The following is a 23213-nucleotide window of genomic DNA, read 5'->3' as shown; positions in this document are numbered from 1 at the left end:
TCCATTATCACGCCCACCAATCTTTCCAAAAATTGACTTTATCATCGTCGTTTAAATACTGTTGTCCAAAAGTGTTAACGGCCGATGCCATTTGAAAGCCGGATTGTAGACCGCTTAGACCTGCGGTTATAACCGACCAGGAATTTGCCTGGTCATATACTGATTGCAACTGGTTGCTGATTCCCTCTGAGGCAAACTCATAGCCTTTCAGGGCCGCCTCTTTGCCCATGTCTGCCTGTTCGATTGCGTACCCATACGACTGCTGTGCCTTCTGCATCCCGAGGTCAAGCTGCTCCTGTGCAAGTTCAGTCTGCTTTTGAGCGCTTTCGAGGCTCATGTTGAGTTGTGTTTTGTTCTGGCCATATTCAAAGGAAAGATTTTCTCTTGCATCTGCGATCGTTTTGTTGGCTTTTGTTCTGGAGGAACCGCCACGGACGCCAAAGGCACCGAGAGCAGCCTGATTTTTCAAGTTCTGATCATCAATGCTTTCATCCGCACGCAATCTGTTGTGATCAAGGGTGGAGAGGTTGAGGTCGTAGGATTGCTGCGCCTGATCCCAGGAAAATTCGATTTGCTCTTTGTTTATATCGTATTCTTCCTGGGTATTAGCCAAGGCTTCGCTGGCTTGCTGCCTGTATAGTCCTTCATCACCGTAAAGCTGTAGGCCCTGTTTTTTGTTAAAGGCGGCCTGCTTTTTGGCAAGTTCTGCTTGTTCTTTCGCTGCCTTTTTTGCTGCTTTATTACTTTGATACTGGGCAACGGCCCCTACTACGAGAGCCGCCCCGGCAATGACGGCCTGTAGCCATCCTTGCTGAATACATACGGCAACGTTTGTGAAATCAATTCCCATTGCCTCGGCGACCATGTGCTGCACTATGACAGGCTCTATCATCATTCGTCCCCCATGGTTGCGTCGATTTGGATTGAGTGAATATGCAGCGGTTTATCTCCGATTGCCTCGATCTCAAGCTGCACGAGATCACTGTGAGCACAGTCGATCGGAAGCTCTACATTTCCGGAAAACAAGTCCTCACTTTCCCATGTTTCCCATCGCCCGGTATTGGCACGGGCCCTGAGTGCCTTTGATTCAAATACTCTGACAATCACCCGGTTGATTCTCCGAAGAGCGCCCAGGCCGGGCCCCATTGCTGTTCCCATTTCAAGCGGGAGCGTCTTCACCCTGGAGGTGAATGTTTTCCCGCTCTGGTAGCAATAGAGGTAGACCGGTTTCCCGTCGTAACCTGCCCAGGTTGCGATCTCTTCGGCCGATCCAATGAGGAGGCCGTTTGCATCGGTATCTCTTTGGCCGATGTACTGGCCTTCCGGGAGGTAGACTTCCATGGTTTGACGTTCCGGTAATCTGTCGCCGGTAACCGAGTAGCCGGTCGAAGGATCATGATCAATGCGGAGAAAGCCCCCGCAATCGCCGTATACCCTCCGCTCAAATAGCACGTCTTTGAGCCCCTGTGACCGGTTCCCTGGGTAATTCAGGTTGTCCATGGGAATGACTTCGACGTTCCAGTCTCCGTCCCGCTCAATAGCGATATAGAGGTCCTGGCCGTAGCTTTTCACCCAGCCGACATGCTCGGCAAGGATTTGCCATGCAGCAACGCCGGTGTTCTGGCACTCGGTCAAACACCAAAGCCGACGATCCCGATCAATAAAGACCAGGTACCGATGGCTTCCGTATTCAATCACATCGATCTGAATGATATCCGTGTTGTCGATAAGCTCCGCCATGCTCTGGGATTGGAATTCCCCGGCCGATGAATACACGATCCTGACAAGCCGTCTATCCTTTGCAAGGATGATCGAGGAACCGAACACAACGGCAAGGTCGGCCCCGATCCCGCTAATCTTCTGCATCATCAGTCCGCCAAGGTCATCGGTGAAGTAGGGATACCCACTGGTAAGCATCCACTCGCTTTTGTCCGTTCCGATATACACATCCCCACCGAAGGCAACGATCCACCGGGGATGCTCGAATCCGTAGAAATCGGGAATAAGCTCAAGGTGTCCGTCCGAATCAAAATCAAGATAGATGTACGCGACACTCATGTAGACCGTTCCCCAGGTGCGGTTTACCGCGATCATTCGTGCCTGATAGATCGTGCTGATCTCCTGGCTGGTCTTTTCTGCAAGGGCCCAGGTCTCAAGGTCCAGTACATGACTGGCCCCAGGTGTCCACAGGTGAATATTCTGCGCGTACAGGGATTCAAGATCGTTGTTGAATTTCCCCGAATCAAGAAGAGGCTTTCCAGCCTCAAGACTCTCGCTTGCCACACTCTGTATGGTTCGATTGGTCATGTTCTGTACATTGAGCTGGCGTGGTGCGTCATTGATCCATGCAAGGTGTAGCGTTTCTGTTCCAGTAATCCGCTTGTCAAAGGTGGTAAAGGCCGGAACCGCTTCACAGTCTGTCGGAAGCACCCCAAGCCCTCGCCTTGCATAGATGGTCCCCTCCCGGCGCCGAATTCCACCGTCGGGAAGGACGACAAAGCCGGTAAGTTCTGACACCGCCTTTGTCTGGTCGATTCTGGGAACCATCCGAGGAGAGACAATCCCACGGGTAAAATCTGTCACAAGGATTCTCTGGCGGCTCATTGAATATCACTCCAGAGTTCTACCGCCTCATCCTCGGCCGGAGAAAGCATGCCGTCAAAGGCCTTGGTCTTTTCAAGCATGACCATGTATTCCTGGCCGAGCGCGGAGGCGAGATTGAAATTGTCCGATATCTTTGGGCCGATCTGGCTCCCCAGACGGCAAGCAACCGCCTGGGCAAAGGTCACCGGGAACGAGGTCACAAGTACGGGAATATCGAGCCCATTCTCGTCATCATGCGCTATCTCAACCATTGATCTTGTGTAGATGAGCACTGCCGCTTCATCCCCGGTGTAAAGCCGTCCGTCCTCTATCTCGTACTGCCCCTTACTGCGGAGCTGCCTCGGAAAAAGACAGTCCGCAGGGAGCCGGTACATGTATCCATAATCTGTCTGGTTCTCACCCTCATCGTCCGTTCTCAAAGCTTCCCGCTTACGCGCAAACTGCCAGTCTTCCTCAAGGGTCACCTCATCGGCAACAGGTTTGAGAAAGAGCCTGCAAAGGTCGGCAACATAGGTGTCGATCGTGATGCTCGTCAATTTCGATTCATTCATCCGAGTCAAGGCAATGTTGATGAGTTCCAGCGCAGTCATGGCGACCCTTTACGCTCCACTGCCGCCGACACTTGCCGCAGCAAGGGCAGCCTCAGCCCTGCCGATCTCATCTTTCAGCTTATCCACGCCCCAACGGGAGAGGGTGGAAGGTGGCCCGATACCCAGTTCGGATGCACGGGCGATGAGCTTCTCTTTTTCCGGATCACTGTTTTCGGGTTTCTCTTTCGCCTTTTCCTTCGGCGCTTCGAGTACCTTAAAACGCCGTTTCGGCGGAGTCTTGTCGTCGGGATAATCATAGACGACCCCTTCGCGCCAGATACGCCCCAGGTGATAGGTGTATACCAGGCATTTTACTTTCATCATTGCACCTCCTATCGCTTCAGCCCGGCGGTAATTTTCCCCGCGGTCATGGGACCATCTGCTACCGGGTAATTCAGCCGCATGTGCTTCTTTGCCCCGGCAGGTACGTTGATCTTCAAGGGATTCGCCCCAAGGCCAAGATCGGAAAGCGCAAAGGCCCTGGAGGGCACAAGGTCTTTCCAGGTGCTCCCGTCATCGGAATGCTGGAGATCAATATGTAGACTCGCATCTCCGGCAGCAGTAAAGGCCTCGGTTACCTGCGTCCAGAGGGTAACCGGCTCGCCCGTGCCAAGATCATCGACCTCGAAGGTGAGCGAGTTTGTGCTCACGGCAGTGGCCGTGATAGCCTGGTTCTCGCTGAACATCAGTCGTTTATCAAGAATCATTTGTGTAAACCTCCTTATGCCGCAGTCTCGGTGACAACGTCTTCATCGGAAGAAATTGCCTCAACGAGTCGAATGGGAACACCACGGAAGGTCGTAACGGTTTTGCCGAACACTTCCGCAGAGCCATAGGCGACATTGCTCTTGTCCTTTGCGAGAATGTCGAACATGGTGAACATGTCGAGATTCGCGTAGATAACAGCACCACGGCCGCGCTTGGGCATCCTGTTGAGGGCGGCAATCATGAAGTTGTCGAACTTCACGAACTTTTCCGAATCATTGAAAACCGGAATATTGGCAACCCGCTGTATCGCACGATAATCGCGGATCATGATTCCCATGTCCCAGGTGAAGTGCGACCGGTAAATCTGCCGTTCTCCTTCCGCCGTGGTTTCCGTATCCTCCCCGAGGTCCTTTACATCAAGACCGGCCTTGCTGCCCCTGGGATAGAATCCGTGAAACGAGCCGACATCGTGCTGCGCCATCCAAAGGCTGGTAACACCTTCGTTTACACCGTTGCCGCCTGCATTGGTTACGTTCGGCATGCCGTAAGCGTTGAACCGAACAGCAAGACCGTTAAACGATGCGGGATCGATCGCCCTGGCGCCGTAGATGAATGCGGTTGCCATCTGGATTCCAAGTCCCTGGATAAAGGCCTTGTCCTCCTGCTTGCGGAACGCCGCAGGATTGCCGGAAAGATGGGCAAGCTTTTTGTCTACTTTGGAGTAGGCTTCAAGCATTCCCACGTCCTCGGTTATCTGACGAACAGCACTGGAGGTGCTCTTGGTGTATCCACCGATCGAACGCCAGGAACCTTCCGGCAAGGTCTTACGAATAGACGACACATGAGTCGTTACGTTGTTGGCTTCAACAAACCGAAGGTCTTCGAGAATTTCGTTGGTCTCTTCGAGTACCTCGGCGATCTCCGCCTGCTTGCCTTTGGGGTCCATTCGCTTTGCAAGCTCGACAAGCGTAAGCTCACTTTTCTGGGGTATAGTAGGCATATGCCCTCCCGTTATGAGTCAAAATTTGTGTTGGGATACCAGTCGGCGCCTTCGTCACGACCACCTCCATGGGATGAGCCGAACAGCGTGTCTTCCCCGATCTTCTCCGCAATGGAAAGAAACGCGCCGACCATCACCGGGTCGTCACCAAGTCCGCTTGAGTCAAGGTACTCACCGAGTTCCTTGCTCCCGACTGCCTCATACGCACGATGAGCCTTCGTGACAATCTCCTCGAAGTTGTCCCCGTATTTCTCCACGAGGGCTCCGATCTTCTGCTTCTTCTCATCAAGCTTCTTTTGTGCCTCAGCCTTCGCGTTTTCGTCGGCTTTGGTGGTGATGCTGTTGAGGTCGGCAATGGAGTGTTCGAGTAGCTTCGCTGCCTGGGCCTTCGATAGTCCAAGCTCGTGCGCCATGTTGCGGAAGTCGGCAAGTTCACTCTTTTCTATGGTTTCCGGGATACTCACACCGGAAAAGTCGTATCCTTCCGGTGTCTCCGGTCTGCCGAGTTTGCCGTAAAACTTCTTCCATCCTTCCGCGTCCTTTTCTCCCGGTAGCTCAATCAGCTTGTCGGCTTTCCCCGCATAATCGAGATACGCTTTCGCCAGTTCATCGGGTTTCGTAAAACCGGACAGGCGATCGTCTTTCTGCAGGTCTCCTGAAAGCTGATACATCCACCTGGGAAGGTCCGAAGTCGTTGTCTGCTGTGTCTGTTGCGCTTGCTGCTGTTCTCCGGCCCCTTCGGCGCCAGCATTCGCACCGGCACCGTTATCGTTGTTCGGATTGTCCCCAGTCGTCTGAGGGTCCATAATGTCACTCATGAAAAGTCCTCCCGTTCACCGATCTTCCGGTGAGTCTGTAAGTCATAGGGCGCAAGCTTGAGAAGTTGCGCCACCAGTGTTTCTGCATTGGCCTCATGCAGTATTCCCATCTGCTCAAGCAGTCTGACTGCAAAATTGCGAAGGGCCTGTGCGGCTTCGTCCTTCGTCGCATCGAAAAAGCCCAGGTCGGTGAGGATGTAGAGCAGTGCCTTTTTCCCTTCCGGGGTGGAAAAGGTCCTCCGGTAGGTCTCTCTGATACGCTCTGCTTCCGGTGAAACCGGCTCTCCCCATCTGATCACGCCGCACCTCCATTTCCGCCTTTCAGGGCATCACGGAGTTGGTTACCGATTTCCTCCATGGGAGAGTCCGGCGGGGCTTGTTTGTCCATGGGGTACTTATCGATAAGCTGCTGTGCCTGCTGCTGTTGCATGGCCGCAGCCTGTTGCACCGCTCGTTGCTGCCTGATCTTCTGCACATCCCGAAGGTCGACAATGGCTTTCTGCGGCATGCCATAGGCGTGGAGTATTTCCATTGTCAGCTGATCCCAGTTGATGAGGTCCGCGACTTGCGGGTTGATCTGCATAATGGGAGCAACGGCGTTGAGACTCTGTTGTGCTCCCTGCGTAACGTGGAATTTCTTTTGTGCCTGTGCAAGCGGCCCCAGGTAATCGATTTCGATTCCGCCGTTTGTCTTGTACATGGCCTCGGCAAACTCCGGCGGTGGAGGGGGAAGCCGTTTGCCTTTCATGGCAATATCAAAGGTTATGTCGATGATCGGGTCGAGAAACTCACTGCTGATTCGGCCGATCACCGTACCGAGTACCGCCGCTTTCTCCGACTGCCGCTCCATTACCTCGGTTGCCGTCATCTCCTTCGGTGCCTGTTCGAGCATGAGGAAAAAGTCGGTCATAAAGTGCTTCTCGATGATCTGCTGCATGTGTTGTTCCCGATCAAGGCCGACCTGGAACTGCATACCGGGATTCAGGGCAACAGGAACCTCATTCGGGTTCTGGTAATAGTTGAGTCCCCGAGGAACCCAGTTGACCTTTCCCCGCATCTTCTCAGGAACAGCAAGGGGAGGATCAACGGCCATCTGGCTTTGTTTGAGCATGTCCCGGCTCAGCCTGTTCAGCCGTTTCACATCGACAAGCGCATCATATCCGGGTCCCCGGCCGTACACCTCATCGGAGTTTGTCGACCAGCGCCACACTACATACGGAAGCCGCTCGTACCCCCGTTCCCTGATCTTATGGTTGCTTCCGCCTTCCACATAGGCAGAGGCAAACTTCATGTCACGATTGCCTTTCTTTCTGGGATTGCGCTTCTTACGAGGGTAAACCGCGTGGATGATCTCCACCCGCTCATAGGGACTGCGTTCACAGAGGTTTTGCACGCCATCCGATAACGCCTCACGGCCGAACTCTTCTTCGAGTTCCTTGGCCGTTGGGAAGAATCGGCGGAACACGGTGTCGATGTACCCGAAGCGGTCCTCGGCAATGTAGATTTCCTTCGGGTGTCTGCATGAGTAATTGGCCATTCGGCGGCCGATGTCCTCCTGCACATAAATGGTTGCGATCCCTATGCTGCCGCCGTCGCGGAAGTACTCCACGATTTCCTCGTAGAAGTTGGACCTGTTAAACTCGTCATAGATGAGGTTCTCAACGATCTCAAGCCACTGTCTGGCCCCACGTATCTGGAGCAGTTCATCTTGTGTCGGCCTGAGTTTGAACCACCGAGTTGCCGGTGATACGAGATAGCCGACAAGCCCGTTTGCAAGGAGGTTGAGAGCGGAGATCGGGGTGCCGTCATAGATGAGCCCGCCTGAACGGGAAGCGCGGCCCTTGTTGTCCGTCCATACGCTTCGACGGGGAAAGATTTGTTCGGTTATCTCCTGGTACTCATCTTCCCACGTGGATCGTTCCTGCTTGAGCTGCTCGAAGGTTTGGATGATCTCTTGTGCGCTCTTTTCCTCAGCCATGCCAGCCTCTTACCACACCCGCTCCGCGCTGTTTTCCCGGTCCTGCCTGATTTTTTCCTGAAGCTTTTCATAAAGAAAGTTTTTCTGCCGCTGAGGGTTGAGATCGGAGAGGTCATACTCTTTCACGGCCTTTTTGAAGGTCTCTTCCGAAGCGTCACCGTATACCTGTTTCAGGATGCTTCCCATCTGCTCGTTGGAGACGTCTTCAGCACCATCATTTCTAAGCTGCCGTCGTTCCTGCCAGGTGTAACCACCGCCAGCATCACCGCTCTGTTTGTCATAGGCGTTGTCTGCCACAACTCCCTCGTTCCATCGCCTGCGAAGCGCATTAATCGGCATAATCCCTCCCAGTGCCACCAAAAGGGCACAAAAAAAGGCGGCAAAGTACCTGCGCCGACACCTGTTACAATGTCAACTCAGATACTTCGCCGCCTGTGGTATTCAGGTAGACGACCGGCATACGGCCGGATCGCGACGGTTTCCCGCCCTTATGTTATGAAAAATTCTATCTCAAAGCTCTTTCTTTGACAAGGGGCCGCTCGTTCGTTTTCTGTTTTCTCGCTTTCTCCCGTGCAAGCTTCGCAGCCCGTACCTTGTCCTGCTCCATGTTTGCCCAGATCACCACGCACATGATCACGGCAAATACAATGCTCGCCGGGATCAATGCCTTCCCATACGCATACAGAAAGTACCACTCATCATCGTGAAAGAACCTGATCGGAAAATAGAGCTGTTGGCCCAAGAAGAAAAAGGCTCCACCATACTTTCGCTTCCACGCCAGGAGTGCCGAGATCACAAGGTAGGCCACAATCTCAAAGGTTGGGCCTGCTCCCATTTCGACGTATCCCTGCCATGGTGTGTCCGGATATCCGTCATGGCTTACATAGGTCCAGCCATAGAAATAGGTCCGATAGCCTATGAGGTTACCGATGGCCCAATGGCCAAACTCATGAATAGGCGCAAGGATGAGGAGCACCCCGCACACATATCCGAATGCGATCCACAATCCGTATTTGATCTTTTTGTCTAATGGTTTTTGCATATCCATATCTTATACCTCCCGGAATTCCCGGATCAAGCATTCCTCTGCTTTTCTTTCGTCGCCTTGTCGATCGACTTCACCTGTCCGTCGTGGAGCGTGAACGAGAGCATGATCTCCCCGTATGAGAGGCTTCCCAGCTCAGCCAGGAGCCACTGGATCGATCGTTTGACCTTTGGGTCTTTACAGTCTATCGAGAGGATCGTACTCATCCAGCACCTCCTTATCGTTCTTTCGTATGAGAATGTTGTTGATGCTTTCCCGTTGCGCATACCAGGCTCCCATCGCAACGCTGATCACAAGGTCGTCGTGGTCACTCTCCCGCCATGCTTCATACGTGTCGTTCCCGCTCTGCGTGATCTTCACCCGGAAGTTTTCGATCTCATGCATGAACTCTGCAAGGCAACCGATACCGGAAGCGATTTTCAGTCGGCCGGTCTCAAAGAGTCCCTGCAATGCCGCAACAAGGAAACGCTTGGGAATATGGAATCCTCCGTTCTGCTCTGAGATACTGTTACCGCCGGTAATGATGATCGGTATCGGCAAAAGCAGGTCTTCCCGCATCATTTCAACCACCGGCAGGCCCACGCCCGTTGCATCCACCAAAAGCGCCGTTGTTTGGTCATTCTCAAGCGCGGTAACGATCTTCTTGACCTCGCGGACAACGTCCGGGTATTTCATCTTCATGCGTTCCAGGTACCGCAGATAGTAGTAATAGGTCAGAAGCCTATCCCCGCTTGTCGCCTTCCACTCAGCCGGGATGTTCGGCCCCGTCGTCCACTGTTCACGTGTTTGCGTCACGCTGATTGCGGTAAAGTCAAACTGCTGGCCAAGGTCAACAGATACAATGTTTCGGATCAATTATTCCCCTCCCATGTCCCTAAAAGTGAAGCGCCGGTACGTCTTCCTCGATAATCGGCGCAAAGCTTATGGCCGGTGTATCGTTGATAATCGCCGCCCGTACATCTTCCATATTGAAAACCGAATCGATCGGGTCCATGAACTCTCCGCCGTATTCCTGGCGGTACCACCATTCGCCCATCTCTTCCAGCTCCTCCCCGAGAAACTCAACACTATGGCGGGGCGAATAGCAGGCCTTAATCCCGTCTTTCCGCCTCAGCTGTGCGTAAACCTGTTCGTTGGGAAACCGTCCGAGAATGTCCCGGCCGACGACCTCGATCTTTGTCCAGCGTTTACTTCTTGACCACGCATCATAGAACACACCACGTTTTCCAAAAGGCGTGGTCATGAGTACCAGCTCTGTATCTGCTCCGGCCATCATGGGCCTGATTGCTTTGTACAGCTCATCCGGGATTCGGCTCGCCTCATCGATGATGATCAAGGTCGGGCCGCTCAAGCCTCGGATCGTCTTCTCACTTCCCGGAAGCGCCACGATCCTGGAACGGTTCTTAAACTCCTTGGTCAGCTGGTTGTCTTCCTCACTTGCCGGAGGAAAGCTCTTGTCCAGTGCAATGAAGTCCTCTACCTTGCGCATCAGCTCCTTGCTCTGCCGCAGAGCAGGGGACACCAGAATGATGAGGCTGCCTGAAAAGAACTTCGCCTTGTGTGCCGCCTTTGCAGCTATGACCGTGCTTTTGCCCGCCTGTCGGCAGCAATTCAAAAGCAGTCTGCGAAGCGACTGGTCAAGGGCCCAATCCTGCCACAGGAACGGCGTAAACCCGAGAGACCGGAGGTATTGCCTTGGAGCGAGTGTCGCCCGAAGGCTTTCAGTTAACGTCTGCCGGAGCATCCCCGGCGGTAAAGGCACTGGCAATTTTCTCCCTCACTTCTGGGTAGTCTTTTGTCACTTGCAGGATGGTCGTCTGTATCTCTTTCCATTCAGATGTCTGGGTGATGTTCACCGTCACGTCCTGTAGCTCTCCTTGCAGCCTCGCGATAAGCTCAAGCTGCTTGTTCAGGGTATTGGCCGTATCAAGGATCAGCTTTCGGGGATCCGCGATCTTGTAGTTGATCTCGGCAACGTTCTTCCCCGTCCCCTCAATCTCCGCGATCACATCCGAGAGCTTTCGCTTTTCCTTTTGCAGCTTCCCCTCATCATCGTACTCGGTCAGCACAACGGTGATATCTTCTCCCCGAGGGCCGAGGTCATACTTGCCTGGATCGTCCGGGTCCTGCAGGTACGCATGGCAGGCGTCAAGGACCATCCATGCCCGTTGGGTGATCCGCTTTAAGGTGTTCCAGATACTCTCCGCACCCCGAAGGTCCTCCTGGAACTCCTCGAGATCATCAACCGATTTTGTAAGCAATTCACTTCGTTTCGTCGCAATTGCCTTGAAACTGCCTTCAAAGCTGTCTCGAAACCGGGCAATTGCACCGCGACTGACACCGAATTGCTCGCTAATGTGGGACACCGGTACTTTATTCAAGAGCATTTGCTCTATTTCGTGCCGCTGTGGATGTGTTTCAATGGCAAGCTTACGTCCCATTACCGGCCCTCATCTTCCGTTCCTAACAGCCCTACCAGCTTCATCATCGGCTCAAAGTCTCCACACGCAGGCATATACCGCGTCTCCTCCTTATCAGCCGCAAGACAACCCGGGGAGTAGATTCCGATAAGCTCCTCTGATTCGGCAAAGCACTTTTCGAAACTTCTGCAATTCCCGCAAACTTTTCTTACACCATACTCGCTCATGCATTTACCTCTTGCCGCACCTGCATCGATGTAATGGCTCGCTCAAGATCAACATGCCGGAACCGGTAATACGCATTACCGGCTTTCATTTCAATGATCCCTCGGTCATAGTCCGTTATCTCAAGTACCATTTCCTTTTCAATACGATCATCCCCTTTGAAAACCGTCTTTACCGCCGGAATCCTTTCTTTCAGGTACTTATCTGTGAATGTCATTCCGCACTCTCCTCGACTTATTCTCCGGTTTCACCCGCCGCTTTTTCTTCGTCAGATTCTCGATGATGCTCGCAAACAGCTTTGCGCCTTCCTCCCGCTCAACAAACCGCTCCCCGATCATCCGCTGATCACTTTCAAGCTGCCGGGCAGGGGGCACATACGAAGGTGCAAGGGCCATGTGCGTTTCCTTCACGATCGCAAGGTCACAGGGCCTCCCGTACTTCGTTGAGTAGCTCTCGGTTATCTCCTGGTACAGCCGCTTGAGATACTCACCCGAAAACTGCTTGCTATCGAGCCAGTCGACTAACGCTCCCGCGTGGATCGGCGAAAGCTTGCCGTAGTACTGCTGCAACATCGCCATGAATGTCTTGGTGTTCCACTGCATACGCTTAACCTCCCACCGCCTGCTTGCTCTTTCCTCTCACCCCGTAGGGGTCAAGCGCTTCCCACATCCTCACACCTTCCAGCTCATCGGCCGTGATCTTCAGCTGCTCGGCTACCCGGTCCCAGATTCCCGAAGCGTTGAGGGTCGACGGAACAAAGGGCTGATCTCGGTAGAACCGATCCGCCGAATTCTTTAGCCGCCATAACTCCCCGATCATCCGCTCGGCACACCCGGCAGGGTCTTCCGGTGAGGCGCGAGAGCATTTCTCGATGATCCCGTGGATCGCCTTGCCTTCCTTGCCCCAGTTCGAGAAGTCCCCGACAACAGCCAGGAAGGAATCCTTGATCGAGTGGTACAGCGGGTCTGCCGGTTCTTTCCCGGCGGTAGGTGCTTTCCCCTTGCTGGCTTTGCGCTTCTTCGGTGCCTGGCATTCAAGCTCAAGAACCGGTTCGATGTCGGGTTCATGTTCGGGCTCCGGCTTAGGTTCTGGATCGGGTTCCGAATCGGGTGGGGGAAGTGGGGAGCTTTCCGGCTCCGGCTCTTCTGCCGGTTTTGTCGCCTCTCCAGGCTCCGGCTGAGGCTCTGCCGATGCTACCGAAGGTATCTTAGTATTATCTTTACTTAACTTCTCTTTACTTAACTTAGGCGGTACGAAATGAGAGTGGTCGTTTACCGGTATTGTATCGGTATCATACTCCTCTCGTACCGGTACGGTATCGGTATCATATTCATGTGGTACCGTACCGATATCATTACGATATTCCTCTATGCGATAGATTCTTTCCCCATCTTTCGGGTATTTGCTTCCTGAAGGCTTCTGTATGGTCTGGTAAAGTGTCCAATGAGGATGTTTCACATAGACCTCATCACCCAACCGGTAGGCCTCTACCAAGCCGCAAGAGAGTATTTCATTGAGGTCATTTACCAGCTGGTCCTTCGTGTAGCTCCTGTCAACAGGGTTGATCAATGAGGGCCACATGACGAGGGATACCTTCAGGTACCCCTCATCATCGGACTGTGAAATCAGAAACACATACACCTTGAACGCCGATGTTGATAAACACTGCGCTTGTTCATTGCTCCAAATTGACGGGTCGATCATTCTGCGTCGTGCCATGGTAATTCGTCCTTAAAACGGTATATCGTCGTCGAAGTTCATTTCTTGTTCCGGGCCCTGATTATTAGGTCCGGGGTTTATCGGATGTCCCCACTGGTCATAGCCGCTCGTCGGCTTCTGGTAGCCGCTGTTAGGCGGTGGCCCCTGCTGGTAGCCTTGCTGCCGGTTCTGCGGCGGACCCTGGTAAGGGGCCTCTCCATACCGTTGCCCGTTACTCTGACCGGTGGGCTTTCCCCCGATCAGCTGTACATCCTGGGCGAAGAACGCAACCCTGCTTCGCTTCTGTCCGTTGTCTTCCCACCGCTCCTGCCGCAGCTGGCCCGAAACGACCACCTGCTGACCTTTGGTGAGATACTGAGCAAGTGCTTCCGCCCGTTTTCCGAATAGGGTGAAGTCAAAGTAGCTGACTTCATCCTGCCAGTTATCCCGTACCTTCCTGCTATAATTCGACGCAATGCTGAACTTGCACAGCTGCGTTCCACCGTTCGTGTATCGGAATTCCGCATCACGGGTCACTCGTCCGACTGCCGTGAAACTGGTAATATCGTTTGCCATAGTCCCTCCCTAAATAACATTGAAAAAGTCGCGCTGCTTCTGTGTAAGCCGCTCAAACCGGCTCTTGTAGTAAGCAGCGATATCCTCGATCTCTTCTGTTCTGAACTTGGCCCCTGATCGGGCCTTTTCATACAGCTTCCGGTAGGCCTCCTCTCCATGCACATCCAGAAAGTAACTGGTCAAAGGTCCTGCATCCCGGTTGTGGTAGAGGTTCTCTCCGGCCGTCTGGCAATAGGCATTCGTCTCATCCCAGCGGGTAGCGTAGAATCTTCGTGAGAACAGGTGTGAACAGGTCAGGTTCCTTGTACAGTTACTTGTCACTGAACGGTTCCCATCCCTTTGTCGTATGTAGAGACTGAACCACCGATCTGCTGCATCTACGGCCTTTTGTCGTCGTGTCTTCTGTCTTCGTACCGGTTTTGCTCTCTGCTTTGTCCCTGTTGCTGTTTTTCCCATGGTGCTTCCTTAGTCCTCGATGAGGTTGATATCCATTTCCGCCGCTATCTGGTGGATCGCTTCAATGAGGATTGCCGCATCCTCAGTACTGCAATCAGACTCACTGATCCCTTGCGGTTTTCCCCATAGGTCGTGTATGGGTTCCCCGTTCTCGTCCTCAAGGATGGGGTAGCCCATGGTGAGCGCGAACTGTTTCGCGTACTTCTTCACGTCCTCGAAAGGCTGGCCGGTATCAACGGAAATCTGTTGACAGTGGCCGTTGATATGATGGTTCTGGCTGTTCTCTCCGGTTGTCCTCGGCCGCTTCGGGGTGTCGATCTTGAGTGAGTAATAGGGGGCAGGTGACTTGCGTTCTGTTTCCTGGTACCGGAAAAGGTGGATAAGGTACTCATGGAATACCTCTCCGACGCGGAAGGAAACGACTCCCGGCTCTCCGGTTTTCACCCGTTCGGCCGCTGGAATGACAATTGCCCTCTGACTCATACAGTCTCCGGTTTTATCTTTGCGTACCGCTGTTTGATCAGCCGAGCGGTCGCGATCGCAATCCACTGCTGTTCCCAGACCGGAAGGTCAAAGGAGCCGATCTTCTTGTCCTCCCCACAGATCGAGTACTTCCCGGTTTTCTTTAGGTGCACCACCCGACGCTTTGCAACCTTCAGCCCGAAGGTCTCTTCAAGGGCTATCTTGTAGGCGGCCAGCTGGTGACCGTGCCAGAGCTCATGTGCTCCGCTCTTGATATCAAGAAGCCAATACTCCCCGTTGATCACGGCAACCCGATCCGGGATGCCCCCGTATTCCATCACCTTGCTGCCGATCGGAAGCTCGATGATCACAAACTCACTCACCCCGATATCAGCCTTGAACGACTGCCAGGCTTTGAGGTAGGGAATAATTTCCGATGGTGGGAACTGTGCAATGGTAAGGTGGCCCCGGTCGATTGCCTCCGTTCCCTGGTGGACCATCTCCCCGCGAGAGGTACCCGATGGCTTGTACCACCGGGTATCAATGAACCCCTCACTTTTGAGGATGCTTGTCACACTGGAAACTTTCCTGCCGTCAACGCGGTAGGCGTGTTCCTCAGGGGCAAAGTCTATGTTTATTTGTGCCTCAAGTGTCATGGTCTCATGTCCTGGCACTGACGGTCTTTTCCGCGTAGACCTTGATACCGGGAATATTGGTATCAGCCTTTAACGCCTTCACCACCTGGCGGATTTTCTTCTCATCCGGAACCATGTATTCCCGCGGGATTTTGTCGGTCTCTTCAATGATGAATGTCCAGTTTTCCGAAAAGGACACCCCTTCAATCTTCACCGGCTCCTCTTTCTTCTCCGGTGGAAGGGGAATAACAGGGGCGGAATTTCCGTCTTTCCTTGACTGCTCCCGTTCCTTCTCCGCTTCTTTACGCTGTTTTTCCGCTGCCTCGATGCGTAGCCGGTCCTGTTCTGCCTGGTATGCTCCCATCTTCTTTTTGACGGTTCTTTCAGCCTTGGTCAGAATGTCGGTGTACTTCTTAATCTGATCGGTCACAGCCTTATAGGCCGCATAGGTCTCTTTGCGTTCAGGCTCGAAGTGGTCCTTGACGATCTTCTGTGTCTGCTTGTTCTTCACAAGCCATTCGCCTGCTTCTGCAAGCTGTTCATCACTCTGGATGGAAAGCGCTTCCATCCGACTGATCACTTCATCAATATCGCCTTTGAGCTTCTCAAGTCCCGTTTCTTCTGCCGTCTCCTGTTCCTCGATGATATCGTCAACGGTTATGTCCGTAATATTCATGTCCTTCTCCTGTCCTACCAGATTTCGAGCTCTTCGGGCTCTGGTTCTTCTGGCGCATACTCTTCTTCTTCCTGCGGCTGATCCTCTTTCTCTTTCTGGCGCTCAGGTGCAACCGTGCTGTTTGCGCTTTCTGCCTTCTGCTGGAGATTAAAGAGTTCATCGCTGATCCTCTGGATGTAGGCCTCAAGCACCTGGCCCTTGTACTTCTTGCTGTTTGCAAGCACCTCATCCCGTTCGGCCTTGGTAACCAGTTCCCCGACAATGGCACCGTCAAGCTGATACTTGAGTTGTGTTCGCGCTTCCTCGTCCGGGTCCTTTTGTGTGGGTTCCGTTTGCTTCTCGTCCTGCGGCCCCTGGAATGTGGTAGGTGTTGCCTCCGGTACCGGCATCTTGTTTTCCGGGATGTTCTGCTGCCCGATTCCCATAGCCTTGAGCAGGTCATTAAAGCCGTCGTGTTCGCTGACCTGTACCGTAAGCGGAACTCTCCCGGTTCGATCCTTTGAGTCAAACTGGTCTCCCTGCCGGGGTGTGTAGAGGATGCGAACAGGCTTGTCGTCTACCATCTTCACGCCCATGTAGCTGATAACATCCACGATGTTGGGTATCTCTTCCCTGAGCTTTGTTGCAACCTGTATGCGGTTGGTGATCATCTCCCCGTCTTTCTCTTCCGATACATGGGCAACGATGATCACGTTCTTACCGGAATCCCGGAGCCACTTGATGAAGCTGCGCATCTGCGCCTTCGCTTCTCCCCATCCTGCCATGGTCAACGACCCGTCTGCCTGACGGAACTTCCGGCCGTTTAACGCCGATGAATTGAGGAGCTTCTCCATCGCCTCCCCAAGGGGATCAAGAGCAATGGTGTGGTAGGGGGCCACCAAGGCCGCAAGCTTCTGTTTCTCCGCGTTTGCCGGCCAGCTCTTGAGCCTGATCACATCCACATTGAAGCCGCGGGCTCCCAGGTACTTGGTGCCGTTCTCAAAGTCGAGAAGGATCACGTTAGGAGCTGTGGCGGTGAAGGTTGTCTTTCCCACACCGCCTTTGCCGTAGATCACCATCACAAGGTTGTCGCCCGCCTTGATCTGGCTTGTCTTTTCGATGGTCACATCAGCCTCCCTGAGTTCAACTGATCTCTGATTCTCCGTACCTCATTAGCCAGCTTCATGGCGAAGATGTCCCGGTTATGGGCTGTTCCGAAACGGAAAAGCTCCTGTATCTTGTGGTCCATCTCCTCAAGGCTTTTTTCGATCTCGTGAAGTTCTTGCTGCCTGAATCCAATCATGGTAATATTGGTGTGGTTGTTATTCTTGGCCGTATCCTTGCCTGGAGCGGCCTTTTCTTTTGTTTCAATACTCATTTCTGTTCTCCCTGCTCGATAATCTCCCAGTCCTCCGCTAAGATGTCGGTTTGCGATGCAACCCACGGCACAAAGTCGTTTTGTGCTGTCTTCATCATGAGATACGGCCGAAATTTGCAGACGGTTCCTTCCGGCAATCTTGTTGCCTCCGCGGTGTTTTTGTTGATCGGTATTCCTTCCGGGTAGCCCTTCTGGTAGAAGACAAACATGCCTTTTCCATTCCAGCCTTTCCGGGCAATCTTCTCTCCGGCCTTTGCCGCTTCGATTGCAAAGCCAAACGTAAGGGCATCACATGGCCGATAAGCATGATTGAAAACATCGATAGGTGACCAGCTGATATAGCCTTCATGTGCGGGATGATTGGATTTACCGCCATCGACATACTCGACAAGCATTCCTTCATCATCTCCGTTTTCATCCGCAGGAAGTTGCCAGCCGCGATAGCCGTTGTATCCACGCCTGGTCATTGATCGCGCTTTGATCCTTTTCACTCCTATGAAACCTTGCAAGCTTTCTTTTTCTTCCAATTCCATTACCATGTCCTCCTTGAAAAAGGTTGAAAGGTGTTGGACCGGTAGGAAAATTGGTGTTTACCGATCCAACCTGTTTGAATCCCGACATACAGCCGCGAAAATATAGATGCTATTATTTCTCCGGCATCACGGATTGTTTTTCTCCCCCATACGGGGAAGTTAAGAAACCGGACGACCGTTACGCCTTGGGGAGGTGCTGTTTACCGCCATATCGGAAAGGTATATGGTTGGTCATCCGGTCACTTAAAAGCGCCACGATTCCCCGGCGCCCGGTACCTTAACCCGTTAAGGCAGTCTATAGACCTGGTTTGTCGTTTCCACTTTGCTAAACCAATAAGGCAAACCACTTGTACAGTAACGACCAGACTGCTTCCTTGCGGAAATAAGGTAAAACCAGTGTCCGGCGCGACCCGGAGCTTAGGCTATCGACATAACACGCTTTTCAATCAGGTTGCCATCCTGATCATTCACTCGGCTTCCGCCTCAATTATGCCCGTCTACTTGCGGTCTCACTGGTTGCCCCCGGTCAGCCCTATCTAATTTTCCCGGGCGCCAACGCAGTTAACGATTGCGTCTCGTTTGCCTGTTTTTAGCCGTTATCTCATCTGAAATTTTTAACCGTTTCCGCCGGTTCCATTGCTTGCCCGCTTGGGTGGAATCCACTCAATGCCGAAGACCTGGGATGCAATGATGACTATTACGTTCATGATTGTTCCCCAGTCCGGCAGGTCCCAGCCAAACAGCTCGGCAAACGCCAAAACTGCGGCGGCTATCGCAGTCAGCGCATAGGCAATAATGCGCTTCGTCTTGTCTGTCACGCCTTCCTCCTTTCCCGTTTTCACGGAGTAGATTGTGCCGGTTACGTCTCCGGCGAGTTAAATCCCGACATTTGCACTATTGCGCTTCGGCATGCAAACAAGGCTTCGCTCCGATTGCTGTCCTCGGGGATTCGAACCCCACAAGTGGTAATGGCCTGGTCAGAGGCTGCTTTATCAGCATTCCAAATGGTTTCCCTATACAGGACAGCACTAAATCCTTATCTCTAAATCCCTTCTCTTATCTGTCAAAGATCACCGATTTGAGGTTCCGGCCGGGTAGGCCGAAACGTCGCTCTTCCCTCGTATATGAGCCCGTATGTTCTCCTTACACGATCCTGCTCTGTCTCATTTACTCGAATGGTTTTATATCGAGTTGTGTCTTTCCCGACTGGATGGCTTCCCATTCCTTTACGCGATTCATCATCTCTACCTTTAGGTAGGGTCCAGCCTTCCTGCCGGTTGCCTTTAGAAAAAAGATGAACCTACTTTTCTCTTCTGTATTGAATGGGATAGATGCTTTATAACGATCATCAGGTATCCGTTTGGATTCTTTCATATTGCTATTATTACTCCGAACGGATTCTTTGTCAAGAAAAATGGTATCCAAATGGAGTATTTTTTCCGATAAAGAGAGTATGGATTTCATTGACCGAGTAAAAGAAGAGTTACGAAATCAAAAGAAGACTCAAGAATGGTTAGCATGGAAAGCTGGCATTAGCTACAACACCCTCAAAGGGTGGACGGCAAAGGGACGTCTACCGAATGTAGAGCAAGCCACTGCAATTGCAAAAGCACTCAATACCACTGTTGAATATCTTGTAACGGGTGAAGAAGCTGACTCCTGGCAGCCTCCCCACCGTTACGCCGATCTTTTCAATCTGCTTGAGGAGCTCGATGAGCCAGAACTTGAGGCTATGAGAGTACTTGCTGAAGGCTATGTAGCCAGAAAACAGAATAGGGCCCAGAGAGAGGCGTAGGTCAGGGTAGCGAAAAATCCTGTATTTTCCAGATTAACAAAGATCTTTAAAAATGTAATCGTAAAAGCACAGTTGAATTTCTCTTCAATTCATCTATAATTGGTCATAAGAATAAAAATGGAGCACAAAATTGAAACGAGCATATCTATTGTTCATATCCTTAACGTTTTTACTGTTTGGCTGTGCCACCTATGACACATCTTTTCGTCAACAGATACAAAAAGATGTGGTTTTCTTCCTCCCAGAACTTGATGATCCATTAAATATCGGGAAGGTAATCTCTCAAGAATTTGATAAAAGGAATATCGAAATACTTAGAATTGACCCTAACTATGTAGAAAAAGGAACATATAGTGCTGATGCTATAGGTAAGGATATTCAGAGAATAGCTGTCCACTTTAAATATAGATATTACTTTGATGTTGTCCATAATGTTATAACTGATCTTTCTATAAGATGGGTGGAGATATCTTCCGGGCTTATTCTGGCAGAGGGTACTGCTTCGGGTGATTCACCTTATGGTGCCAATAAGACTGTATCTAAGGTGATTAACTCAATGCTTGATGAATACTTAGTAGAAAGATAGATTAGACCTTATATTGCATTACATATTTTAATTGTAGTTTATTTATTGGTTATATCCGTCCGAGACGTTATGCCGATATTGTAAACCGGCTCGAAGAGCTTGACGACTCGGAGCTTGAGGCCGTAAGAATCCTCGTTGAAGGGTACGCCGCCAGGAAGCAAAACAAATCCCAGAAAGAAACATGAAGCCAGGTAGCTGCAAAATCCTTCTCTAATCTGTCAAAGATCCCTGATCTGAGATTCCGCCCGGTGAAGGCAGGAGCCTCACTCACTCCCTCGTAGTCGAACGCAAGATTTCTTTCGCGGTAGCGCTCAAGCCGCAAGACATTAATCAGGTTTACAATGGCGCCCTTCTTGTAGTCCCTCTACTTCCTCCTTTTGTTAGGATGGATCATTTGATTTGATATGTATTTCTCCAGTTCTTTGATCGAAAACCGGTTATTGCCTTTCACCTTGAAATAGGGAATTTCCCGATCTTTAGTCATCCGATGGATGGTGGCAGTAGATACTTTCAGATACTCAGCAGCGCCTTTAACATCAACTATGGTATCCTGCTTTTCGATCACCACCGGCTTGATCCCTTTTGAAACAACCATAGCCAGAGCTTCTGCCAGAGTTTTGGTTACACCTTCGATAGAATCATCGAAGGTGATAGTCTCATTTCTATTTACGATATCCATTGCGTTCTTCAACCTTGATCAATTATGGAATGCCTCTACATTGAGCTGAGAGTTGCCATTCTTTATGGACCGATATCGTTCCAGTTCTTTCAGGATCAACTGACGTACCCAGGAAGCGGCTCCCTGTCCTCCTGTTATAGAAAGGGGGCCTGTTTTGATTTCTTCGATAATTTCTTCATCAAGAGGAACCCTGATATCTCTCATACAATCTCCTTAACACATGTTTTTATGTGCTATGAAGATTATTTTACATATAAATATGTGTTTGTCAAACAAAAACACACATTTATATGTATTTTTTTCCAGAAACATACTAATATTGCCGATGAAAGAGGTATGACTGCTTCTAAGTTTACTGAACGACTAAAACTATTAATGGTCTCTCATGGCTTCACTGCTAAAGAACTTGGAAAGAAAACTGGCATCAATTACAGGACAATAGAAATTTGGATGAGTGCAAAGGCCTCTATCCCCCGGTCAGATAGGGCTGTTCTGCTAGCCAAAGCCCTGGGCGTTTCCGTGGAGTACCTGATAAGCGGGGAGGAGTCGAAAGATATTCTGGGGGCTCAACTGAATGCAAATCCCAAGGCATTGAAGTTGGCAAAGTTGGCCCTGCGGCTCCCGGAGGATCGAGTTGATGATCTTCTGGTTATGGCTAGGCGCTGGGAAAACGAAGAGGGAAGGGCGGAAGACACAGGGTAAAATTTTGCAATTTAGGAAGTGAAAGGTTGAGTAAGGTTTGATATTTATCTAAGCGAAATTTGGAAAGAGGCTATAAAAAATGTTTTCCCGGAATGATATCGTTTTTAATTGGTTCCATTTTTTTTATCCTTTTCAAAAAAGCTCTCTACCATATCCGACTGACCGTTCAGGTGGTCTATCGAAAAATGAGTATAATTGTCCTGGATTTTTTCACTGGTCCATCCCAGAGTAGCTCTGATCTTTCCGCTATCGTATCCGTTGCTTAGTAACAGTGTATTTAGTGTATGCCGGAAGGAATGTGGAGTAAGGTTCCGTGGGTTAGGATCTTCATTTTCTTTGACCTTTTTTTTAGCTTTGATCACTCCAATAGCAATGCAAGCGGAGCGGAAATGCTTACTCCACCAAGTTCCACCCAAGTGAGTACCATCCTTGTAACAAAACACATAATCCGAATCTTTTGCGTATGGTGATTGATCTCTCAGATCCTTCAGCCTGGTGACCAGTTTCTTGGGAATCGGGACCACCCGGGAACGCTCCCATTTCGGTTTGCCGATCTCTATCATCCGGTAGTCTTTGAAAGCTTCGACCACATTGATAAACTGCTTTTCCAGGTTCACGTTCTCCCACCGTAGGGCCAGTATCTCACTCCTCCGCATCCCGGTGCTTGCAGCGGTAAGGAAGACCGTATGATCAGTGATGCTTTTCCATGGGCCAATCCCTTTTTCCGGAAACATCAATAGAAGCTCCTCTTTAGTGAAAACGCCAGGTTCTTTTTTCTCGGTAAGCTTCACCTTGCTTACTCCGATTGTAGGATCTCGGTCGATCACCTCCTGGAAGATTGCTTCTCTAATAACCGCCTTTACAATCGAAAGTGCTTTGTTGACAGTTCTTGGTCCTACCCGATCCAACATGAATGACCGGAACTCCAGAACGTCTGATCTTCTCATCTTGGCAATTGGCTTATTCACAAAATCTTTACAACAGAGGATGTGGGATTTGATAATGTTCCGACTGTCTTGGACATGGCGCTTTGTGATAGCCTTTCCCTCGTCCCGTAGACGCCGGACATGTGGACATCGGTCCCAAGTGTAGGCATCTTTCAGCAGGTCTATTAGTCTCACCTGGGAAGATAATGGCATAGGCCGTTTTGATTCTTCCTGAATGGTGATTGCCATTCTGACCACTTCTTGGGCATCGGCTTTTGTTTTGCAGTTTAGGTGTTTCTGAAAACGCTCCCGGTGCTGATCGAAAAACACCTGAGTGCTCTTATAGTTGGACCACCCTGCCAACTTGAAATGATACACCTTTGATGGAGGACGGAGAATAATGGAGAATTGTTCAGTTTTCCTTGGCATATCTGAATCCTTTTAGAAAATAAAATGCAGTAAAAATGCAGATTGCCATAGTGTCTTGCTTTCTGTTTTTTTGTAATTCCTTATTTTGTAAGGGATTAGTTGTTACGTCCAGCAGGATTCGAACCTGCGACCTACGGCTTAGAAGGCCGTTGCTCTATCCAGCTGAGCTATGGACGCATGCATCATCGGGATGGCCAGACTCGAACTGGCGATCTCCTGCTCCCAAAGCAGGCGCCTTAGCCACTAGGCTACATCCCGGAGACCGAGGCAAAGTATAACGATCGTCCTCTTTTGGGTCAAGCCGTTGGCCTTCTT

At 51.2% G+C, this 23213-nt stretch carries 35 protein-coding genes and 2 tRNA genes; 3 read left to right on the top strand and 34 right to left on the bottom strand.

Going from position 1 to position 23213, the window contains the following annotated elements; all coding sequences use genetic code 11:
* Positions 1-7: 7 nt before the first annotated feature.
* The 29 genes from SPIRS_RS14205 to SPIRS_RS14070 form a co-directional block, all read right to left on the bottom strand.
* Positions 8-895, bottom strand: coding sequence for a hypothetical protein (locus tag SPIRS_RS14205; protein WP_013255374.1), 888 nt, complete (start codon positions 893-895; stop codon positions 8-10).
* Positions 892-2604, bottom strand: a complete 1713-nt coding sequence (locus SPIRS_RS14200) for a hypothetical protein (protein WP_013255373.1) — start codon at positions 2602-2604, stop codon at positions 892-894. Before SPIRS_RS14200 ends, SPIRS_RS14205 begins: the two co-directional genes overlap by 4 nt.
* Positions 2601-3194, bottom strand: coding sequence for a hypothetical protein (locus SPIRS_RS14195; RefSeq protein WP_013255372.1), 594 nt, complete (start codon positions 3192-3194; stop codon positions 2601-2603). Before SPIRS_RS14195 ends, SPIRS_RS14200 begins: the two co-directional genes overlap by 4 nt.
* Positions 3195-3203: 9 nt before the next feature.
* Complete coding sequence (locus SPIRS_RS14190) at positions 3204-3518, bottom strand: hypothetical protein (protein ID WP_013255371.1); 315 nt, start codon at positions 3516-3518, stop codon at positions 3204-3206.
* 8 nt (positions 3519-3526) lie between these two features.
* Positions 3527-3901 carry a Bbp16 family capsid cement protein gene (locus tag SPIRS_RS14185; RefSeq protein ID WP_013255370.1) on the bottom strand — a complete coding sequence of 125 codons (375 nt, stop codon included), beginning with the start codon at positions 3899-3901 and terminating at the stop codon, positions 3527-3529.
* Positions 3902-3915: 14 nt separating this feature from the next.
* Complete coding sequence (locus tag SPIRS_RS14180) at positions 3916-4902, bottom strand: major capsid protein (RefSeq protein ID WP_013255369.1); 987 nt, start codon at positions 4900-4902, stop codon at positions 3916-3918.
* A gap of 11 nt (positions 4903-4913) precedes the next feature.
* Complete coding sequence (locus SPIRS_RS14175) at positions 4914-5720, bottom strand: hypothetical protein (protein WP_013255368.1); 807 nt, start codon at positions 5718-5720, stop codon at positions 4914-4916.
* On the bottom strand, positions 5717-6019 hold the full coding sequence (locus SPIRS_RS14170) for a hypothetical protein (protein ID WP_013255367.1): 303 nt from the start codon (positions 6017-6019) through the stop codon (positions 5717-5719). Before SPIRS_RS14170 ends, SPIRS_RS14175 begins: the two co-directional genes overlap by 4 nt.
* Complete coding sequence (locus tag SPIRS_RS14165; RefSeq protein WP_013255366.1) at positions 6016-7698, bottom strand: portal protein; 1683 nt, start codon at positions 7696-7698, stop codon at positions 6016-6018. The genes SPIRS_RS14170 and SPIRS_RS14165 overlap by 4 nt, the downstream gene beginning before the upstream one ends.
* Before the next feature lie 9 nt (positions 7699-7707).
* Positions 7708-8037, bottom strand: coding sequence for a hypothetical protein (locus SPIRS_RS14160; RefSeq protein ID WP_013255365.1), 330 nt, complete (start codon positions 8035-8037; stop codon positions 7708-7710).
* A 166-nt stretch (positions 8038-8203) separates the two neighbouring features.
* Positions 8204-8740 (bottom strand): hypothetical protein, encoded by a 537-nt coding sequence (locus SPIRS_RS14155; protein ID WP_148224081.1) that lies wholly within the window; start codon positions 8738-8740, stop codon positions 8204-8206.
* A 32-nt stretch (positions 8741-8772) separates the two neighbouring features.
* Positions 8773-8949, bottom strand: a complete 177-nt coding sequence (locus tag SPIRS_RS22185) for a DUF2292 domain-containing protein (protein WP_013255363.1) — start codon at positions 8947-8949, stop codon at positions 8773-8775.
* Positions 8921-9598, bottom strand: coding sequence for a phage terminase large subunit family protein (locus SPIRS_RS14150; protein WP_013255362.1), 678 nt, complete (start codon positions 9596-9598; stop codon positions 8921-8923). Before SPIRS_RS14150 ends, SPIRS_RS22185 begins: the two co-directional genes overlap by 29 nt.
* Before the next feature lie 19 nt (positions 9599-9617).
* Positions 9618-10505, bottom strand: coding sequence for a terminase large subunit domain-containing protein (locus SPIRS_RS14145; protein WP_013255361.1), 888 nt, complete (start codon positions 10503-10505; stop codon positions 9618-9620).
* Positions 10465-11184: a hypothetical protein gene (locus SPIRS_RS22410; RefSeq protein ID WP_013255360.1), complete on the bottom strand. Its 720-nt coding sequence runs from the start codon at positions 11182-11184 to the stop codon at positions 10465-10467. Before SPIRS_RS22410 ends, SPIRS_RS14145 begins: the two co-directional genes overlap by 41 nt.
* Positions 11184-11390 (bottom strand): hypothetical protein, encoded by a 207-nt coding sequence (locus SPIRS_RS14135; protein WP_013255359.1) that lies wholly within the window; start codon positions 11388-11390, stop codon positions 11184-11186. Before SPIRS_RS14135 ends, SPIRS_RS22410 begins: the two co-directional genes overlap by 1 nt.
* A complete protein-coding gene (locus SPIRS_RS14130; protein ID WP_013255358.1) occupies positions 11387-11605 on the bottom strand; it encodes a hypothetical protein in 219 nt (72 codons plus the stop codon). The genes SPIRS_RS14135 and SPIRS_RS14130 overlap by 4 nt, the downstream gene beginning before the upstream one ends.
* Positions 11589-11990 carry a hypothetical protein gene (locus SPIRS_RS14125; RefSeq protein WP_013255357.1) on the bottom strand — a complete coding sequence of 134 codons (402 nt, stop codon included), beginning with the start codon at positions 11988-11990 and terminating at the stop codon, positions 11589-11591. The genes SPIRS_RS14130 and SPIRS_RS14125 overlap by 17 nt, the downstream gene beginning before the upstream one ends.
* A gap of 4 nt (positions 11991-11994) precedes the next feature.
* Entirely contained in the window at positions 11995-13107 is a 1113-nt protein-coding gene (locus tag SPIRS_RS21825) for a hypothetical protein (RefSeq protein WP_013255356.1), read from the bottom strand.
* Positions 13108-13119: 12 nt separating this feature from the next.
* Positions 13120-13662: a single-stranded DNA-binding protein gene (locus tag SPIRS_RS14115; protein ID WP_013255355.1), complete on the bottom strand. Its 543-nt coding sequence runs from the start codon at positions 13660-13662 to the stop codon at positions 13120-13122.
* A gap of 9 nt (positions 13663-13671) precedes the next feature.
* Complete coding sequence (locus tag SPIRS_RS14110) at positions 13672-14118, bottom strand: hypothetical protein (protein WP_013255354.1); 447 nt, start codon at positions 14116-14118, stop codon at positions 13672-13674.
* Between the two features lie 9 nt (positions 14119-14127).
* Positions 14128-14601: a hypothetical protein gene (locus SPIRS_RS14105; protein ID WP_013255353.1), complete on the bottom strand. Its 474-nt coding sequence runs from the start codon at positions 14599-14601 to the stop codon at positions 14128-14130.
* Positions 14598-15236 carry a PD-(D/E)XK nuclease family protein gene (locus SPIRS_RS14100; RefSeq protein WP_013255352.1) on the bottom strand — a complete coding sequence of 213 codons (639 nt, stop codon included), beginning with the start codon at positions 15234-15236 and terminating at the stop codon, positions 14598-14600. Before SPIRS_RS14100 ends, SPIRS_RS14105 begins: the two co-directional genes overlap by 4 nt.
* Before the next feature lie 4 nt (positions 15237-15240).
* On the bottom strand, positions 15241-15891 hold the full coding sequence (locus SPIRS_RS14095) for a hypothetical protein (RefSeq protein ID WP_013255351.1): 651 nt from the start codon (positions 15889-15891) through the stop codon (positions 15241-15243).
* Between the two features lie 14 nt (positions 15892-15905).
* Entirely contained in the window at positions 15906-16997 is a 1092-nt protein-coding gene (locus SPIRS_RS14090; RefSeq protein WP_013255350.1) for an ATP-binding protein, read from the bottom strand.
* Positions 16994-17248: a hypothetical protein gene (locus SPIRS_RS14085; protein ID WP_013255349.1), complete on the bottom strand. Its 255-nt coding sequence runs from the start codon at positions 17246-17248 to the stop codon at positions 16994-16996. The genes SPIRS_RS14090 and SPIRS_RS14085 overlap by 4 nt, the downstream gene beginning before the upstream one ends.
* Entirely contained in the window at positions 17245-17781 is a 537-nt protein-coding gene (locus SPIRS_RS14080) for a DUF2829 domain-containing protein (protein ID WP_013255348.1), read from the bottom strand. Before SPIRS_RS14080 ends, SPIRS_RS14085 begins: the two co-directional genes overlap by 4 nt.
* Positions 17782-18395: 614 nt before the next feature.
* The gene (locus tag SPIRS_RS14075; RefSeq protein WP_013254753.1) at positions 18396-18599 is read right to left on the bottom strand and encodes a hypothetical protein; all 204 of its coding nucleotides are present in this window, start codon (positions 18597-18599) and stop codon (positions 18396-18398) included.
* A gap of 349 nt (positions 18600-18948) precedes the next feature.
* The gene (locus tag SPIRS_RS14070) at positions 18949-19155 is read right to left on the bottom strand and encodes a hypothetical protein (RefSeq protein ID WP_041866104.1); all 207 of its coding nucleotides are present in this window, start codon (positions 19153-19155) and stop codon (positions 18949-18951) included.
* Positions 19156-19234: 79 nt separating this feature from the next.
* On the opposite strand from SPIRS_RS14070, the gene SPIRS_RS14065 reads away from it, so the two are divergent.
* The gene (locus tag SPIRS_RS14065) at positions 19235-19576 is read left to right on the top strand and encodes a helix-turn-helix domain-containing protein (protein WP_041866103.1); all 342 of its coding nucleotides are present in this window, start codon (positions 19235-19237) and stop codon (positions 19574-19576) included.
* A 130-nt stretch (positions 19577-19706) separates the two neighbouring features.
* On the top strand, positions 19707-20162 hold the full coding sequence (locus tag SPIRS_RS14060) for a hypothetical protein (protein WP_013255346.1): 456 nt from the start codon (positions 19707-19709) through the stop codon (positions 20160-20162).
* 364 nt (positions 20163-20526) lie between these two features.
* On the opposite strand, the gene SPIRS_RS14050 is transcribed toward SPIRS_RS14060, so the two are convergent.
* Together SPIRS_RS14050 and SPIRS_RS14045 are read right to left on the bottom strand one after the other, a co-directional pair.
* Positions 20527-20841, bottom strand: a complete 315-nt coding sequence (locus tag SPIRS_RS14050; protein WP_013255345.1) for a helix-turn-helix domain-containing protein — start codon at positions 20839-20841, stop codon at positions 20527-20529.
* 18 nt (positions 20842-20859) lie between these two features.
* Positions 20860-21045, bottom strand: coding sequence for a hypothetical protein (locus SPIRS_RS14045; protein ID WP_041866101.1), 186 nt, complete (start codon positions 21043-21045; stop codon positions 20860-20862).
* Positions 21046-21177: 132 nt separating this feature from the next.
* Between SPIRS_RS14045 and SPIRS_RS21820 the strand changes: the two genes are divergently transcribed.
* Positions 21178-21543, top strand: a complete 366-nt coding sequence (locus tag SPIRS_RS21820) for a helix-turn-helix domain-containing protein (protein WP_049784655.1) — start codon at positions 21178-21180, stop codon at positions 21541-21543.
* A gap of 104 nt (positions 21544-21647) precedes the next feature.
* On the opposite strand, the gene SPIRS_RS14035 is transcribed toward SPIRS_RS21820, so the two are convergent.
* The 3 genes from SPIRS_RS14035 to SPIRS_RS14025 form a co-directional block, all read right to left on the bottom strand.
* Positions 21648-22898 (bottom strand): tyrosine-type recombinase/integrase, encoded by a 1251-nt coding sequence (locus SPIRS_RS14035; RefSeq protein WP_013255343.1) that lies wholly within the window; start codon positions 22896-22898, stop codon positions 21648-21650.
* A 103-nt stretch (positions 22899-23001) separates the two neighbouring features.
* Positions 23002-23075: transfer RNA gene (locus tag SPIRS_RS14030), tRNA-Arg, on the bottom strand.
* 8 nt (positions 23076-23083) lie between these two features.
* A tRNA-Pro gene (locus SPIRS_RS14025) sits at positions 23084-23156 on the bottom strand.
* Positions 23157-23213: the final 57 nt, after the last annotated feature.

The organism is Sediminispirochaeta smaragdinae DSM 11293 (assembly GCF_000143985.1).
In the GTDB taxonomy this organism is placed as follows: Bacteria; Spirochaetota; Spirochaetia; order DSM-16054; family Sediminispirochaetaceae; genus Sediminispirochaeta; species Sediminispirochaeta smaragdinae.
The sequence above is the reverse complement of the archived record's forward strand: the minus strand, read 5'-3'. Positions and strand labels throughout refer to the sequence as shown.

Coding starts and splice junctions, on each gene's coding strand:
- SPIRS_RS14195 (WP_013255372.1), bottom strand. CDS start 3,194: ATGACTGCGCTGGAACTCATCAACATTGCCTTGACTCGGATGAATGAA.
- SPIRS_RS22410 (WP_013255360.1), bottom strand. CDS start 11,184: ATGGGACGTAAGCTTGCCATTGAAACACATCCACAGCGGCACGAAATA.
- SPIRS_RS14155 (WP_148224081.1), bottom strand. CDS start 8,740: ATGCAAAAACCATTAGACAAAAAGATCAAATACGGATTGTGGATCGCA.
- SPIRS_RS14115 (WP_013255355.1), bottom strand. CDS start 13,662: ATGGCAAACGATATTACCAGTTTCACGGCAGTCGGACGAGTGACCCGT.
- SPIRS_RS14130 (WP_013255358.1), bottom strand. CDS start 11,605: ATGACATTCACAGATAAGTACCTGAAAGAAAGGATTCCGGCGGTAAAG.
- SPIRS_RS14070 (WP_041866104.1), bottom strand. CDS start 19,155: ATGAAAGAATCCAAACGGATACCTGATGATCGTTATAAAGCATCTATC.
- SPIRS_RS14095 (WP_013255351.1), bottom strand. CDS start 15,891: ATGAATATTACGGACATAACCGTTGACGATATCATCGAGGAACAGGAG.
- SPIRS_RS14125 (WP_013255357.1), bottom strand. CDS start 11,990: ATGCAGTGGAACACCAAGACATTCATGGCGATGTTGCAGCAGTACTAC.
- SPIRS_RS14175 (WP_013255368.1), bottom strand. CDS start 5,720: ATGAGTGACATTATGGACCCTCAGACGACTGGGGACAATCCGAACAAC.
- SPIRS_RS14065 (WP_041866103.1), top strand. CDS start 19,235: ATGGATTTCATTGACCGAGTAAAAGAAGAGTTACGAAATCAAAAGAAG.
- SPIRS_RS14180 (WP_013255369.1), bottom strand. CDS start 4,902: ATGCCTACTATACCCCAGAAAAGTGAGCTTACGCTTGTCGAGCTTGCA.
- SPIRS_RS14085 (WP_013255349.1), bottom strand. CDS start 17,248: ATGAGTATTGAAACAAAAGAAAAGGCCGCTCCAGGCAAGGATACGGCC.
- SPIRS_RS14035 (WP_013255343.1), bottom strand. CDS start 22,898: ATGCCAAGGAAAACTGAACAATTCTCCATTATTCTCCGTCCTCCATCA.
- SPIRS_RS14165 (WP_013255366.1), bottom strand. CDS start 7,698: ATGGCTGAGGAAAAGAGCGCACAAGAGATCATCCAAACCTTCGAGCAG.
- SPIRS_RS14190 (WP_013255371.1), bottom strand. CDS start 3,518: ATGATGAAAGTAAAATGCCTGGTATACACCTATCACCTGGGGCGTATC.
- SPIRS_RS22185 (WP_013255363.1), bottom strand. CDS start 8,949: ATGAGTACGATCCTCTCGATAGACTGTAAAGACCCAAAGGTCAAACGA.
- SPIRS_RS14200 (WP_013255373.1), bottom strand. CDS start 2,604: ATGAGCCGCCAGAGAATCCTTGTGACAGATTTTACCCGTGGGATTGTC.
- SPIRS_RS14160 (WP_013255365.1), bottom strand. CDS start 8,037: ATGCCGATTAATGCGCTTCGCAGGCGATGGAACGAGGGAGTTGTGGCA.
- SPIRS_RS14045 (WP_041866101.1), bottom strand. CDS start 21,045: ATGAGAGATATCAGGGTTCCTCTTGATGAAGAAATTATCGAAGAAATC.
- SPIRS_RS21825 (WP_013255356.1), bottom strand. CDS start 13,107: ATGGCACGACGCAGAATGATCGACCCGTCAATTTGGAGCAATGAACAA.
- SPIRS_RS14050 (WP_013255345.1), bottom strand. CDS start 20,841: ATGGATATCGTAAATAGAAATGAGACTATCACCTTCGATGATTCTATC.
- SPIRS_RS14100 (WP_013255352.1), bottom strand. CDS start 15,236: ATGACACTTGAGGCACAAATAAACATAGACTTTGCCCCTGAGGAACAC.
- SPIRS_RS14105 (WP_013255353.1), bottom strand. CDS start 14,601: ATGAGTCAGAGGGCAATTGTCATTCCAGCGGCCGAACGGGTGAAAACC.
- SPIRS_RS14185 (WP_013255370.1), bottom strand. CDS start 3,901: ATGATTCTTGATAAACGACTGATGTTCAGCGAGAACCAGGCTATCACG.
- SPIRS_RS14080 (WP_013255348.1), bottom strand. CDS start 17,781: ATGGAATTGGAAGAAAAAGAAAGCTTGCAAGGTTTCATAGGAGTGAAA.
- SPIRS_RS21820 (WP_049784655.1), top strand. CDS start 21,178: ATGACTGCTTCTAAGTTTACTGAACGACTAAAACTATTAATGGTCTCT.
- SPIRS_RS14135 (WP_013255359.1), bottom strand. CDS start 11,390: ATGAGCGAGTATGGTGTAAGAAAAGTTTGCGGGAATTGCAGAAGTTTC.
- SPIRS_RS14110 (WP_013255354.1), bottom strand. CDS start 14,118: ATGGGAAAAACAGCAACAGGGACAAAGCAGAGAGCAAAACCGGTACGA.
- SPIRS_RS14205 (WP_013255374.1), bottom strand. CDS start 895: ATGATGATAGAGCCTGTCATAGTGCAGCACATGGTCGCCGAGGCAATG.